Source organism: Mycobacterium sp. NGS50 (genome assembly GCF_059812545.1).
Window position 1 is genome coordinate 32,975 of record NZ_JCALCW010000029.1, and the last position, 13,621, is coordinate 46,595.

At 68.2% G+C, this 13,621-nt stretch carries 15 protein-coding genes; 6 read left to right on the forward strand and 9 right to left on the reverse strand.

Annotation, left to right across the window (positions count from 1 at the left end):
• The first annotated feature begins 12 nt into the window (after positions 1-12).
• Positions 13-1,164: a PPE family protein gene (locus AC5Y36_RS19030; protein ID WP_500042500.1), complete on the forward strand. Its 1,152-nt coding sequence runs from the start codon at positions 13-15 to the stop codon at positions 1,162-1,164.
• A 7-nt stretch (positions 1,165-1,171) separates the two neighbouring features.
• Here the strand turns inward: AC5Y36_RS19030 and AC5Y36_RS19035 are convergent, their stop codons facing one another.
• The 3 genes from AC5Y36_RS19035 to mca form a co-directional block, all read right to left on the reverse strand.
• Positions 1,172-1,492 carry a DUF732 domain-containing protein gene (locus AC5Y36_RS19035; protein WP_500042501.1) on the reverse strand — a complete coding sequence of 107 codons (321 nt, stop codon included), beginning with the start codon at positions 1,490-1,492 and terminating at the stop codon, positions 1,172-1,174.
• 199 nt (positions 1,493-1,691) lie between these two features.
• Complete coding sequence (locus tag AC5Y36_RS19040) at positions 1,692-1,961, reverse strand: hypothetical protein (RefSeq protein WP_500042503.1); 270 nt, start codon at positions 1,959-1,961, stop codon at positions 1,692-1,694.
• The gene (gene mca, locus AC5Y36_RS19045) at positions 1,958-2,830 is read right to left on the reverse strand and encodes a mycothiol conjugate amidase Mca (RefSeq protein WP_500042504.1); all 873 of its coding nucleotides are present in this window, start codon (positions 2,828-2,830) and stop codon (positions 1,958-1,960) included. Before mca ends, AC5Y36_RS19040 begins: the two co-directional genes overlap by 4 nt.
• 122 nt (positions 2,831-2,952) lie before the next feature.
• On the opposite strand from mca, the gene AC5Y36_RS19050 reads away from it, so the two are divergent.
• From AC5Y36_RS19050 to AC5Y36_RS19060, 3 genes are all read left to right on the forward strand, one after another.
• Positions 2,953-3,387 carry a DUF4307 domain-containing protein gene (locus tag AC5Y36_RS19050; RefSeq protein WP_500042505.1) on the forward strand — a complete coding sequence of 145 codons (435 nt, stop codon included), beginning with the start codon at positions 2,953-2,955 and terminating at the stop codon, positions 3,385-3,387.
• 190 nt (positions 3,388-3,577) lie between these two features.
• Positions 3,578-4,072: a transcription elongation factor GreA gene (gene greA, locus AC5Y36_RS19055; protein WP_500042506.1), complete on the forward strand. Its 495-nt coding sequence runs from the start codon at positions 3,578-3,580 to the stop codon at positions 4,070-4,072.
• Positions 4,073-4,105: 33 nt separating this feature from the next.
• Positions 4,106-4,762: a GOLPH3/VPS74 family protein gene (locus AC5Y36_RS19060; RefSeq protein WP_500042507.1), complete on the forward strand. Its 657-nt coding sequence runs from the start codon at positions 4,106-4,108 to the stop codon at positions 4,760-4,762.
• A gap of 77 nt (positions 4,763-4,839) precedes the next feature.
• On the opposite strand, the gene AC5Y36_RS19065 is transcribed toward AC5Y36_RS19060, so the two are convergent.
• The 4 genes from AC5Y36_RS19065 to AC5Y36_RS19080 all read right to left on the reverse strand — a co-directional run bounded on the left by AC5Y36_RS19065 (position 4,840) and on the right by AC5Y36_RS19080 (position 9,311).
• Positions 4,840-5,994 (reverse strand): cystathionine gamma-synthase, encoded by a 1,155-nt coding sequence (locus AC5Y36_RS19065; RefSeq protein WP_500042508.1) that lies wholly within the window; start codon positions 5,992-5,994, stop codon positions 4,840-4,842.
• 77 nt (positions 5,995-6,071) lie between these two features.
• Complete coding sequence (locus AC5Y36_RS19070) at positions 6,072-6,734, reverse strand: RDD family protein (RefSeq protein WP_500042509.1); 663 nt, start codon at positions 6,732-6,734, stop codon at positions 6,072-6,074.
• A 92-nt stretch (positions 6,735-6,826) separates the two neighbouring features.
• Positions 6,827-8,221 carry a cystathionine beta-synthase gene (locus tag AC5Y36_RS19075; RefSeq protein ID WP_500042510.1) on the reverse strand — a complete coding sequence of 465 codons (1,395 nt, stop codon included), beginning with the start codon at positions 8,219-8,221 and terminating at the stop codon, positions 6,827-6,829.
• 37 nt (positions 8,222-8,258) lie between these two features.
• The gene (locus tag AC5Y36_RS19080) at positions 8,259-9,311 is read right to left on the reverse strand and encodes an alpha/beta hydrolase fold domain-containing protein (protein ID WP_500042511.1); all 1,053 of its coding nucleotides are present in this window, start codon (positions 9,309-9,311) and stop codon (positions 8,259-8,261) included.
• A 192-nt stretch (positions 9,312-9,503) separates the two neighbouring features.
• On the opposite strand from AC5Y36_RS19080, the gene AC5Y36_RS19085 reads away from it, so the two are divergent.
• A complete protein-coding gene (locus AC5Y36_RS19085; RefSeq protein WP_500042512.1) occupies positions 9,504-10,472 on the forward strand; it encodes an SGNH/GDSL hydrolase family protein in 969 nt (322 codons plus the stop codon).
• 33 nt (positions 10,473-10,505) lie between these two features.
• Positions 10,506-11,723, forward strand: a complete 1,218-nt coding sequence (locus AC5Y36_RS19090; RefSeq protein ID WP_500042513.1) for an acetyl-CoA C-acetyltransferase — start codon at positions 10,506-10,508, stop codon at positions 11,721-11,723.
• A 49-nt stretch (positions 11,724-11,772) separates the two neighbouring features.
• Here AC5Y36_RS19090 and AC5Y36_RS19095 read toward each other — a convergent pair whose 3' ends face one another.
• Together AC5Y36_RS19095 and AC5Y36_RS19100 are read right to left on the reverse strand one after the other, a co-directional pair.
• Complete coding sequence (locus tag AC5Y36_RS19095) at positions 11,773-12,621, reverse strand: hypothetical protein (RefSeq protein ID WP_500042514.1); 849 nt, start codon at positions 12,619-12,621, stop codon at positions 11,773-11,775.
• Positions 12,622-12,733: 112 nt separating this feature from the next.
• Positions 12,734-13,573, reverse strand: coding sequence for a Bax inhibitor-1/YccA family protein (locus AC5Y36_RS19100; RefSeq protein ID WP_500042515.1), 840 nt, complete (start codon positions 13,571-13,573; stop codon positions 12,734-12,736).
• Between the last annotated feature and the right edge of the window lie 48 nt (positions 13,574-13,621).

Genomic DNA, 13,621 nt, shown 5'->3' on the forward strand with positions numbered 1-13,621 from the left:
ACGTTGGGCGTCATGCAGTACCTGACGTCGCCCCCCGAGGTCATCTCGGCGCTGGTGCACTCCGGGCCCGGTGCGGGGTCGCTGCTGGAAGCTTCCGGGGCGTGGCGGCAGCTCGGTGTCACCCTCGACGAATCCGCTGATGATTATCGCGCCGCCGTGTCGTCGCTGGTGGGGTTGTGGCACGGCCGGTCCGCGGTCGCGATGGTGCAGGCCGCCGAACCGTACCTGGCCTGGCTGCGTACCGCCGCGCAGCAATGCCAACGCACCGCCGCTGCGGTCCAGTCGGCGGCCGCCGCGTTCGAATCCGTGCGTGCCGCGGTGCCGCCCACCGCACAGGTCACCGCCAACCGGATTCGGCGGGCACAGCTGTTGGCCGCCAACCGATTCGGGAGCAACTCCGCGGCGATCGCCGAGAACGAGAACCAGTATCAGGGTATGTGGTCCAACAACGCGGCGGCCATGAGTCGCTACCAGGCGGCCTCGGCGCAGGCGACCACCCTGCCGGCATTCAGCCCGACGGCCCCGGTCACCACACCCACCGGGTCGGCCGGACAAGCAAGCACCGTGTCCGCCGCTGCCGCATCCGCAGCGCCCACGCTGACACAACCGGCCTCAGCCGGTTCGACATTGGCGTCGGACCTGGCGAACTTCGATCCCAACAGCGGCTGGTTCGGGCTGGCGAACACCTACGCCAACCAGTTCGTGTCGTCCGGGTTCCCGATCAACATGCTCAGCTATCTGGCGCAGAACACGTCGGCTCAGGCGCTGCAGAGCGTCGACAACGCGATCGGGCAAGGGATCTCGGAGGGCGAAGCCGCCCTGATCCCGTCGTCAGCGCTGGGCTCGATGGGGGCGTTGGGCGGGGCGCTGGGGGCCGCCGGGCTGTCCGAGGCGCCCACCGCGGCGGTCGGCGTCGGGGTGTCGCTGGGCCCGCTGACCGCGCCGCCCGCCGTCGCGGCGCTGGCGACGCCGGTGCAGCTCGCATCGTCGGTATCACCGCTACCCGCAGGCGAATCCACGTTCCCGATGCTGCCGCCGATCATGCCGCCGCCGATCTCGGCGGGCAGCGGCTGGCGCAAACGCAAGCAGACGAAGTACGAAGACCTGGAAGTCGGGTTGGAGCTCAGGGGGCCGGTGATGCCGCGCCCGCCGTCGGCGGGCTGAACCACAATTACCCGTGGTGCCTCGGGCAGAATGCGCTGACGCTGACCCCGACGAAGAAGCCGGCGTGGTAGCCGTCCAGCTGGCTGCTCTGCATCACGTCGGAGACCACGTCGTTCTTCTGCCGGCCGAGATCCAGCTCGTCGCAGACCTCATGACCGGCGACGACCGCGGACTGCCCGGAGGCGAAGTCGATGCCTTTGGAGTTCAGCGCGGACAGGAAGTTGGTGTCCACGGCGTCGGCGTGTGCGGTCGAGGCTGCCACCATGCCGACCAGTACCACCGCCGCGACGGGCGCCAGACGCTGCGGCTGACCTCGGGACGGCATCATCCCTGACCCTCTCCGTTCGGCAGGAACGCGACTGTCGCTGATCCCACGACACCCAGCGGACAGTGCGATCATCGCACGCCGCGGCGCGGCCGGCGACGTCCACGAAGCAACACAAAGCCGCAGGTACGAAGGTTAATCTGGCCGTTACCGGTTGGTCGGCACGCGTTGGCACCACCGGCACCAACAGGCCGCCGGTGGGCTAGCCCGCCGGCGGGGGCGGTGTGTCGTCGTCGTCTCCGGAGACGGTCCCCTCGTCGGCGTCCTGGTCCGGCCCCGGGTTTTCCGGGTCGAATGACTCGGGCACCTTTTTCAGCTGCCGATTCATCGACCACACCAACAAGAACGTGCCGATCAGCAACAGCACGATCACCAGCAGGCCGAACGGGCTGGCCTTGCCGAAGTCCGGTCCGTTGTTGCGGGGGGCCTCATCGGCCAGCAGGCCCAGGGTCAGGATCAGGACGTGATTCACAGGTCGGCCTCGATTCCAGCGAACAGGTCGGTCTCCGGAAGGCGCACCGGCACCCGCGAACGGGCCAACTCGAATTCCTCGGTCGGCCACAGCCGCTGCTGCCACTCGATCGGCGCGTGGAAGAAGTCGCCCTTGGGGTCGATCTGGGTGGCGTGGGCGCGCAGCGCGTCGTCGCGCTGGTCGAAATAGGAGGAGCATTCGACCTGCGTGGTGACCCGGTCCGCGAAATGGTCGTGGGATGGGTCCCAGTGGGCCAGCCACTTCTCGAACGGACCCTGCTGACCGTGCTTGGCGAACTCGTCCTGCAGCATCTGCATCCGCTGCCGCAGAAACGCGTGGTTGTAGTACAGCTTCGACACCGTCCACACCGGTCCGGAATCGGGGAAGCGCCGGTAATCCGCGGCCGCCTCGTACGCGGCGACCGAAACTTGGTGGCAGCGGATGTGATCGGGGTGCGGGTAGCCGCCGTTTTCGTCGTAGGTGGTCATCACGTGCGGCCGGAACTGTCGGACCAACCGGACCAGCGCCTCGGTGGAGACCTCCAGCGGAACCAGCGCGAAGGCGTCGTCGGGCAGTGGCGGCAGCGGGTCGCCGTGCGGCAGACCGGAATCGACGAAACCCAGCCAGGCGTGCTCGACCCCGAGGATCTCGGCGGCCTTGGCCATCTCGTCGCGGCGGACATCGGCGATCCGCCCGTGCACCTCGGGCAGATCCATCGCCGGGTTGAGGATGTCGCCGCGCTCACCGCCGGTCAACGTCACCACCAGCACGCGGTGGCCCTCGTCGGCATAGCGGGCCAGGGTGGCCGCCCCTTTGCTGGACTCGTCGTCCGGGTGGGCGTGCACTGCCATCAATCGCAGTTCGCTCACGTGTGTCTTACCTGCTCCGTCTGCCGTCAGCCGACCATGTGGCCTTATAGTTCCAGAAAGTTCCGGCCCCCATAGTTCCACCCTGTCGACAACGCAGTGGAACCCGACCTAGGACCACTCTCATGATCGACGCTGCCGCAACCCGCCCGGACGGGCGCTACGGGCACTCCCGGCTGTCTCGTACCGCGCGGCATCGGGTTGCCATCGCGCTGGTGGTCGTCACCGTCGCCGTCGCCACCGTCATCGCCGTCATCGGCTATCAGCGCCTGAGCAGCAGCGAGGTCAAGGGTGCGCTGGCCGGCTACCGGCTGATCGACGACGAAACCGTGTCGGTAACAATCAGCGTGACCCGATCCGACCCGTCGCGTCCGGTGGACTGCATCGTGCGGGTCCGGGCCAAGGACGGCACCGAGACGGGGCGCCGTGAAGTGCTGGTCGGGCCCTCGCAGCAGGAGACCATCCAGGTCACCACAACCCTGAAATCCAGCAAGCCGCCGGCGATGGGCGATATTTACGGGTGCGGCACCGACGTACCCGACTACCTGCGGGCCCCGTGAACACGGTGGTACCCTGTTTGGATACACGGTTCCTGATGGGACCGTGTATTGCTGCATTAGGTGCGTCCTCTCGGGGGTACCCCGCACTGGATCAGTAAGACGCGAGGATGCACCACAGCGGCCCCGGCAGCCGAGCCGAAGCCCCGGCCACTGCCTACTGGGGGACCGACGACACAAGGAGCGCGACAACATGACGGACACTCAGGTGACCTGGTTGACCCAGGAATCACATGACCGGCTCAAGGCTGAGCTGGACCAGTTGATCGCGAACCGACCCGTCATCGCCGCAGAGATCAACGACCGCCGCGAAGAGGGCGACCTGCGCGAGAACGGCGGATACCACGCCGCGCGCGAGGAGCAGGGCCAGCAGGAGGCCCGGATCCGCCAGCTGCAGGAACTGCTGAACAACGCCAAGGTCGGCGAGGCGCCCACCCAGTCCGGGGTCGCGCTGCCGGGTTCGGTGGTGAAGGTGTTCTACAACGACGACGAATCCGACACCGAGACGTTCCTGATCGCCACCCGCCAGGAGGGTGTCAACGACGGCAAGCTCGAGGTGTACTCGCCGAACTCGCCGCTCGGTGGCGCGCTGATCGACGCCAAGGTCGGCGACCAGCGCAGCTACAAGGTGCCCAACGGCAGCACCGTCAAGGTGACCCTGGTCAGCGCCGAGCCCTACCACGAGTAGTCCCCGCCCCGCGGAGAGTTTTACAGTCGGCTGATGGCGCAGATCGCCGAGGAGCTGCTGTTGCTGCTGCTCGACAACGCGTCCGCGCGGCCGCAGTTGGAAACCGCCATCTGCGACCGGGTGCTGACCGCGGCGGTCCTGCTGGATCTGGCGCATGCCTGCCGAGTCCGCCCGACGGTCGACGGCGAACCCACGCCGGCCGGTCAGCTCGTGCTGATGGACGGGACGGGTCCGGTGGACGCCGTCGAGGTGCCCGCCCTGGAGTTGCTGGCGCATCGCTCGCTCAAGCCCGCCGACGCGATCGCCAAGCTGCGCCGGTCCATTCCCGCCGCGTTGCTGATCCACCTGGAAGCGACCGGCCAGGTCCAGCCGGTGCGTATCCGCAAGGGGTTCAAGCAGTCGCGGTCCTGGCCGCTGACCGAGCGGACCCGGGTGGCCGCGGCGCGCGCGGCGCTACTGTCGGCCGTGTTCGACGATCAGCGCCCGGCTCCCCCGACAGCGGCCATCATCACGCTGCTGCACACCATCGACGGGTTCGGCGCCCTGCTGAGTCTCAACGACCGCGGCTGGGGCTGGGTGCGTAACCGGGCCGCTGAGATCGCCAGCGGCAGTTGGGTTACCGAGTCGGAGCCGGAGTTGCCGGAGTTCAACCTGGCCTTGACGATGGCGGCGGTCCGCCAGGCCCTGTAGGTGCCGAGCAGACGCAAATGTGCCCTTTCCGCAGCGAAATAGGGCACATTTGCGTCTGCTCGCGGGGCTAAGTCGGGCTAAGTCAGTGCCTGCTCCAGGTCGGCCAGCAGATCGGCGACGTCCTCGATGCCCACCGACAGCCGCACCAGGTCGTCGGGCACCTCCAGTTGCGAGCCCGCTGTCGACGCGTGCGTCATCGCCCCCGGGTGCTCGATCAGCGATTCCACCCCGCCCAGCGACTCGGCCAGGATGAACACCCCGGTACCCGCACACAGCTTCTCCGCGGCGGCGCGCCCGCCGCGCATCCGCACCGACACCATGCCGCCGAAGCCGCGCATCTGCCGGGCGGCGACGTCGTGGCCCGGATGCTCGGGCAGGCCCGGGTACAGCACCGCGCTCACCGCCGGATGCCCGACGAGGAACTGCGCCACCGCCGCCGCGTTTTCGCTGTGCCGCTGCATGCGCAGCACCAGGGTCTTCAGGCCCCGCATCGTCAGGTAGGCGTCGAACGGTCCTGGCACCGCGCCGGCCCCGTTCTGCAGAAAACCGAACGCCGCATGCAACTCTTCGTCGTTGGTGACCAACGCACCGCCGACCACATCGGAGTGCCCGCCGATGTATTTGGTCGTCGAGTGCAGTACCACGTCGGCGCCCAGCGTCAGCGGCTGCTGCAGCGCAGGTGAAGCAAAGGTGTTGTCCACCAACGTCTTCGCGCCGACTTCACGGCCGATCGCGGCGAGGGCTTCGATATCGGCGATGGACAGCAGCGGGTTGGTGGGGGTCTCCACCCAGATCAGCCGTGTCGCCGGCGTGACGGCCGCGCGCACCGCGTCAAGGTCAGACAGCGCCACCGGCGTGTAGGCCACGCCCCACTCGGTGAAGACCTTGTCGATCAGCCGAAACGTGCCGCCGTAGGCATCGTCGGGGATGATCAGGTGATCGCCGGGCCGCAGCAGGGCGCGCAGCGCGCAGTCGGTGGCGGCCATCCCCGAACCGAACGCACGACCGAAGCCGCCCTCCTCGACGGCGGCGAGCGCGGCTTCCAGCGCGGCGCGGGTCGGGTTGCCGGTGCGGGCATATTCATACCCGCCACGCAGACCGCCGACGCCGTCCTGAGCGAAGGTGCTGCTGGCGTAGATCGGCACGTTGACCGCGCCGGTGGCCGGGTCCGGCTGATAGCCGGCGTGGACGGCCTTCGTGGACAAACCCATCGGGGCGCGGTGATCACTCATCGCAGGCCAGCCTAAGGCCTGCCCAACAGAAACGCCCGGCCTGAGTGACCCGGCCGGGCGTTTCTGACTGCTGCCGACTACTCGGCCGGCAGAACAACCGTCGAGATCAACTTGTCGGCCAGCGTCTGGCGCTTGTTGTCCCACAACGGGAACAGGAAACCGATGTAGCAGATGATCGCGTCCACGAAGTGCGCGATATCCCGAACAAAGGCCATACCGAAGCCCAGCGGCTGGCCGGTCGCCTCGGAGACAAGTTTGATCTTCATGACCGACTTGCCGAGGCTCTGCCCCGTCGTGCCCGCCCGGTAACCCCGGTTCCACAGCTGGAACGCAAAGGCTCCCAGCGACAGCACCGCCTGGAGCAGCAGTCCGACGACCGACGGCTCCGTCACACAGGCGCCGCCGTAGCCGTATTCGGCACCGACACAGGTGGTGTCACCGGTCGCCATCATGATGCCGTAGCCGATGCCGGAGATCAGCCAGACCGGGACCATGTCGATCAGGAACGCGCACACGCGGGTGAACCACTGCGCGTAGGCCTCCGGCGGCAAGTTGCCCAGCGCGCCGGGGCTCGGCCCGAACCCGGGGGGCGGGAAGCCTCCGCCCGGAGGCGGCGGCGGGTAGTTCCCCGGCGGCGGGGGCGGGTAGTTGCCAGGCGGTCCCGGGGGCGGTCCGGGCGGTCCCGGGGGCGGGTAATTTCCAGGTGGTCCCGGGGGCGGTCCAGGCGGCGGGTACGTCATGGGCACCTTCCATTCCGAGTCGATTGCCGTACGCGGGCGAAACACACCCTAGCCGACGACTCACGGCCGCAGGCTCACAATCCATCCAACGGTTACCGGCGGCGGCCGCCTTCGGACAGGAACCCCAGCAGGTCATGGCGGGTGATCACGCCGACCGGTTTACCCTCCTCGACCACCATCACCGCGTCCTGCTCCCGCAACGCCTCCGCGGCCGCGCTGACCAATTCCCCGGCCCCGATCAGCGGCAACGGCGGGCTCATGTGCTGGGCGACCGCGTCGGCCAGGTTGGCGCGGCCCTCGAATACCTTCGACAGCAACTCACGCTCGGAGACGCTGCCGGCCACCTCCCCCGCCATCACCGGCGGTTCGGCGCCCACGACCGGCATCTGCGACACGCCGTACTCGCGCAGGATGCCGATGGCGTCGCGCACGGTCTCCGATGGGTGGGTGTGCACCAGATCCGGCAACATCCCGGACTTGCCGCGCAGCACGTCGCCGACGGTGTGTTGCCGGGTCGACCCGTCCAGCCGGGAACGCAGGAATCCGTAGGAGGACATCCACGCGTCGTTGAAGATCTTCGACATGTAGCCGCGACCGCCGTCGGGCAACAGCACCACCACCAGCGCGTCGGGTCCGGCCTTGACCGCCACCTCGACCGCGGCCACCACCGCCATGCCGCAGGATCCGCCGACCAGCAGCGCCTCCTCGCGGGCCAGCCGCCGGGTCATATCGAAGGAGTCCGCGTCCGACACGGCGATGACCTCGTCGGAAATGGCGGGGTCGTAGGCCGCCGGCCAGAAGTCCTCACCGACGCCCTCGACCAGGTAGGGCCGGCCGGTGCCGCCGGAGTACACCGACCCTTCCGGGTCGGCGCCGATCACCTGTACCGATCCCCCGGACACCTCTTTGAGGTAGCGGCCGGTGCCGGTGATGGTGCCACCGGTGCCGATGCCGGCGACGAAATGGGTGATGGTGCCGTCGGTGTCGGCCCAGATCTCCGGCCCGGTGGTCTCATAGTGGCTGGCAGGGCCGGCCGGGTTGGAGTACTGGTCGGGTTTCCAGGCGCCCTCGATCTCGGCGGTCAACCGGTTGGACACGCTGTAGTAGCTGTCCGGGTGATCCGGCGGCACCGCGGTCGGGCACACCACCACCTCGGCGCCGTAGGCCCGCAACACATTCTGCTTGTCCTCGCTGACCTTGTCCGGGCAGACGAACACACATTTGTAGCCGCGGTGCTGGGCGACCAGCGCCAGCCCGACACCGGTGTTTCCGGAGGTGGGTTCGACGATGGTGCCGCCGGGCTTGAGCTGCCCGCTCGCCTCGGCGGCGTCGATCATCTTGACCGCGATGCGGTCCTTGGAACTCGCGCCGGGGTTGAGGTATTCGATCTTGGCGACCACCCGGCCGGCGCCGGGCGGAACGACCGAGTTCAGCTGGACTAAGGGGGTGTTGCCGATGAGTTCACTGACGTGGCGCGCAATCCGCATGCCCACATCGTCTCAGGTGATTTGCCGAGCCAAGCAGCTAGCCCGTGGCTTCGCGGATGTATTCACCGATCTGCCGCAGCGAGCGGGTCGCTTCGGGTACCAGCGGCGACGCCAGTTGGAACACGTGCATCTGGCCCGGCCACACCCGCACTTCCACCGGAACCCCGGCCGCCGCCAGCGTTCGCGCCGCCAAGCGGGCGTCGTGCAGCAACACTTCGGAACCGGAGACGTGAATCAGCGTCCGCGGCAGGCCCGGCTCGACGTGGTCGAGGGGTTCGAAGACCTGCTCGGGGCGCCCGTCGACGACGTGTCCGCGCGCGGCCCGGGCGATCAGGTCGACGAACGCGTCGAAGGCCTTGGCGGGGAACATCGCATCGCTGCGGATGTTGGGATGCGACTGCTTGGGGGCTTTGTCGATCTCCATCAGCGGTGACATGCAGGCGATGGCCGCGGGCTCTTCGCCGTCGTCGAGCAGCCGTTCGGCCAGCGCCAACGACAGGTAACCACCGGCCGAGTCACCGGCCAGCACGATCTGGTCGGGCTCATATCCCTGGCCCCGCAGCCACTGGTAGCCGTCGTAGCAGTCGTCGAGCGCCTGGCCGATCGAATGTTTGGGCAGCATGCGGTAGTTCACCACCAGCACCGGGCTGTCGGCATACTCCGACAACTTGGTGACCAGGCGGCCGTGGGTGTGCGCCCCGCAGGTGATGAAGGCGCCGCCGTGCAGGTACAGCACCACCCGACGGGTTCCGTCGGCCGGCAGCACCCCGGCGGCGCGGACCAGCTGCGCGGTGCAGCGCGGCAATCCGATGGTGGCCCGGATGGTGCCCACCGGGGGCAGCATGGCGCGGGCGGCGAGGTCGAGGATGCCCCACGGCCACGGCGCATGCGGGAGATAGCTGCCGATGGACAGCGTGGGCCGAATGGTGAGACGAGCGGCGAGCCAGGCCAGCCGGCCGGCGATGCTGGGCCGATCCTCGACGACCTCGACGGGTGCCCCATCACTGACGGGATATCGACGGGTTCGCAGATGCCCAGCAGGGTTCAGATAAGAACGGGGTGGGTCCGATGCCTCGATAACTGCAGTCATGTCAACACTCCCTACGACGTTGTAGCGATTGCCCCCGAGGCCGAACTGGCCAACCCCGGTAATTTAGCTTGACATCTTTAAGGATTTCAACAGTAAACGAGTCTGTTTCGATATCACATTTGATCCACAACGTAACCGCCTGTTCCGTTGAGGTTCAGACTCCCTGACTCCGCGCTCCCTAGACTTGACGACGTGCGGATTCTGGTGCCGCGGCGATCCACGATCGCATTGGCTGCAGCGGGCGCGCTCGCCTCGACGGGCACGGCCTACCTCGGCGCACGCAATCTGTTGGCCGGCCAGGCGATCGCAGCTCGCCAGGTGATTCCGAAGTCTCGGGACGTGCCCCCTCGCGCCGACGGCGTGTACTCGCCCGACGGTGGACCGGTGCAGCGCTGGCAGCGCGGCGTACCCGTCGACCTGCATCTGATGATCTTCGGCGACTCGACGGCGACCGGGTACGGCTGCCGCAACGCTGAGGAGGTGCCGGGCGTGTTGGTGGCCCGGGCGTTGGCCCAACGCACCGGCAAGCGCATCCGGCTGAGCACCAAAGCGCTGGTGGGCGCCACCTCCAAAGGACTCTCCGGCCAGGTCGACGCGATGTTTGTGGCCGGGCCGCCCCCGGACGCCGCGGTGATCATGGTCGGCGCCAACGACGTGACCGCGCTCAACGCCATTTCCCGTTCGTCGCAACGGCTCGGTGCCGCGGTTCGCCGGCTGTGTGCCAGCGGCGCGGTGGTCGCCGTCGGCACCTGCCCGGACTTCGGGGTCATCACCGCCATCCCGCAACCGCTGCGATGGGTGGCGCACGCCCGCGGGCTGCGGCTGGCACGCGCCCAAGCCGCCGCGGTGAAGGCTGCCGGCGGTGTGGCCGTCCCGTTCGCCGATCTGCTGGCGCCGGAGTTCTACCAGGCCCCGGAGTTGATGTTCTCCGAGGACCAGTACCACCCGTCGGCGGCGGGCTACGCGCTGGCGGCCAACCAGTTGCTCCCCGCATTGTGCGAGGCGCTGGGTGAACGGACCGACGGACCGATACCGGCGCTGCCCTGGGCGCCCGTCGCGGCCGAGTCGGTTCCGCGCGGTACCCGGCTGGCCGCGATATCGCGGTTGCGCCGGCGTCCGACGACCGGGGTCCCCGCGCCGGTCATCGCCGCCGAAGGGTAGGTTCAGCCCACAACATCCTTGGGAGGAGCCGTTATGCCCGAAGCCGTCATCGTCTCAACCGCGCGTTCCCCGATCGGTCGCGCCGGCAAGGGATCTCTGGTCACCATGCGGCCCGACGACCTGGCCGCCCAGATGGTGCGCGCCGCCCTCGACAAGGTGCCCGAGCTGAACCCCCACCAGATCGACGACCTGATGATGGGCTGCGGTCAGCCGGGCGGCGCATCCGGGTACAACATCGGCCGGGTGGTCGCTGTGCTGCTCGGCTACGACTTCCTGCCCGGTACCACCGTCAACCGCTACTGTTCGTCGTCGCTGCAGACCACCCGGATGGCGTTCCACGCGATCAAGGCCGGCGAGGGCGACGCGTTCATCTCCGCCGGGGTGGAGACCGTCTCGCAGTTCGGTATCGGCGCCGCCGACGGGGCCCCGAACAGCAAGAACCCGCTGTTCGACGAGGGTCAGGCTCGCTCCGAGGCCGCCGCGGCCGGTGCCACCGAATGGCACGACCCGCGGGCCGACGGCCTGCTGCCGGACGTCTACATCGCGATGGGGCAGACCGCCGAGAACGTGGTGCTGCACACCGGGATCAGCCGCGAGGACCAGGACCACTGGGGTGTGCGCAGCCAGAACCGCGCCGAGGAGGCCATCAACAGCGGCTTCTTCGCCCGCGAGATCTCGCCGGTCACGCTGCCCGACGGCACCGTGGTCAGCACCGATGACGGCCCGCGCGCCGGCACCACCTACGAGAAGATCAGCCAGCTCAAGCCGGTGTTCCGGCCCAACGGCACGATTACCGCCGGCAACGCCTGCCCGCTCAACGACGGGGCGGCCGCGGTGATCATCACCAGCGACACCAAGGCGCGCGAGCTGGGTCTCAAGCCGCTGGCCCGCATCGTGTCCACCGGGGTGTCCGGGCTGTCGCCGGAGATCATGGGTCTGGGTCCGATCGCGGCAGTCAAGAAGGCCCTGGCCAACGCCAAGATGTCGGTGTCCGACATCGACCTGTTCGAGATCAACGAGGCCTTCGCGGTGCAGGTGCTGGGCTCCGCGCGCGAGCTGGGCATCGACGAGGACAAGCTCAACGTCTCCGGCGGCGCGATTGCGCTGGGCCACCCGTTCGGCATGACCGGCGCCCGCATCACCGCCACCCTGCTGAACAACCTGCAGACCCACGACAAGACGTTCGGTGTCGAGACCATGTGTGTCGGCGGCGGGCAGGGCATGGCCATGGTTGTGGAAAGACTGTCCTGATTGCGCTGACTCTGCGACTACGGCGCGAATTCTCCAGTAATTCGCGCCGTCAGCGCAGAGTCAAGCCATCCCAGGCGCGCTGCACGCGGCCGACGACGTCCGGGCCCCGGTGGTCCGCCAACACCCTGATGTGGGTCCAACCGACCTGTCGGATGTACTCCAGGCGTTCGACGTCCCAGGCGAACTGCGGGCGGCTGGTCCGGTGCTGTTCGCCGTCGTACTCGACGGCGAGCATGATGTCCTTCCAGCCCAGGTCCAGGTAGTACTTCGGGAAACCGTCCGGTCCGTCGACAGGTACCTGGGTCTGCGGCCGGGGGAACCCGGCGTTGATGAGCAACAGCCGCAGCCAGGTCTCCTTCGGCGACTGGGCGCCGGCGTCGACGAGATCCAGCACCGTCTCCAGTTGACGCAGACCGCGGGTATGACGATGCCGCGCGGCCAACGCCGCCACATCGCCGACCTTGAACTGAGTGGCGTTGGCCAGCGCATCGAGTCTGGCCACCGCCTGGCCGATAGAACCGCGTCGGCCCAGGTCGAAGGCGGTGCGCTCGGGTGTGGTCACCGGCAGCCCGTCGAGCCGCTGCGTCTCTCCCTCCAGCAGCAGATCAGCCCGCGTTTTGACGCCCCGCGGCGCCCTGGCGTTGCGCCAGATCAGCTCGACGGTAGCGGTCTCGTCGACCCAGTTCGCACCGTGCTGCGCCGAAGCGGCCAGCCCGGCGATAACCGCCTGACGGTGAGACCACAGCCAGGCGGCACAGGTGCGTTGCCGCAATGTCGGAACGAGCTGTCGGTCGAGGTAGACATCGGGCATGAGCGCGCGGTACCGCTTGCGTAGGTCGTAGCGGCTCAGCGTCCCGGCCGTCAACGCCTCACTACCGATGAAAGGCTGCTCCCCCATGCGGGCATGGTGCTACCACCTTATGAGCGGCGCCAGTCACCAAATGACTCTGCGGCCATGGCGCAAAAGTTCGGGTAGAACGCGCCGTGGCCGCAGAGTCAACGCAGAAGGGCTAGTCGCTCTGGAAGTAGCTGAGCAGCCGCAGGATCTCGATGTAGAGCCAGACCAGGGTGACGGTCAGACCCAGGGCGATCCCCCAGGCGGCCTTCTCCGGGGCGCCGGCGCGGATCATCTGGTCGGCGGCGTCGAAGTCGATCAGGAAGCTGAACGCCGCGATACCGATGCAGACCAGCGAGAACACGATGGACAACGTTCCGCCGGTGCGCAGGCCCAGGCCCTCACCGTGGTTGAAGATCCCGACGACGATGTTGCCCAGCATCAGCACCACCAGGCCGAACAGCGCGGAAACCACCATGCGGGTGAACTTCGGGGTGACCCGGATGGCGCCGGTCTTGTAGACGACGAGCATGCCCAGGAACACGCCCATGGTGCCCATGATGGCCTGCCCGATCAGCATGCCGGCGTTGGCGCCCGACACCGAGAAGGTGAGCATGAAGGTGACCGCGCCGAGGAACAGGCCCTCCAGCGCGGCGTAGCTCAGCACGATCGCCGGGTTGTCCTGTTTGCGGCCGAAGGTGGCGACCATCACCAGCGCGAAACCGCCGATGCCGCCGGCGAAGGTGAACAGGCTGGCCAGCTCCTGGTGCGCGTTGACCAAGAAGTAGGAGATGGTGGCGACGACGCTCAACACCCCCAGCGTCATGCCGGTCTTGGTGACCACGTCATCGATGGTCAGCGGCCGTGCGACACGGCCCTGCTCAGCGACATAGGGGTCGGCGTGATAGCCCTGCATCTGCTGGGCCGCCGCACCGGCGACGCCGGTGCCGAACTGCGCGTATCCGCCCTGCTGTTTCGGCAGCGAACGAAATACCGGGTTGCTGGTCTCCCGCACCGTCGGATCCTCTCTTGTCCCTGACTTTGAATGCGCGAACAAATAGTC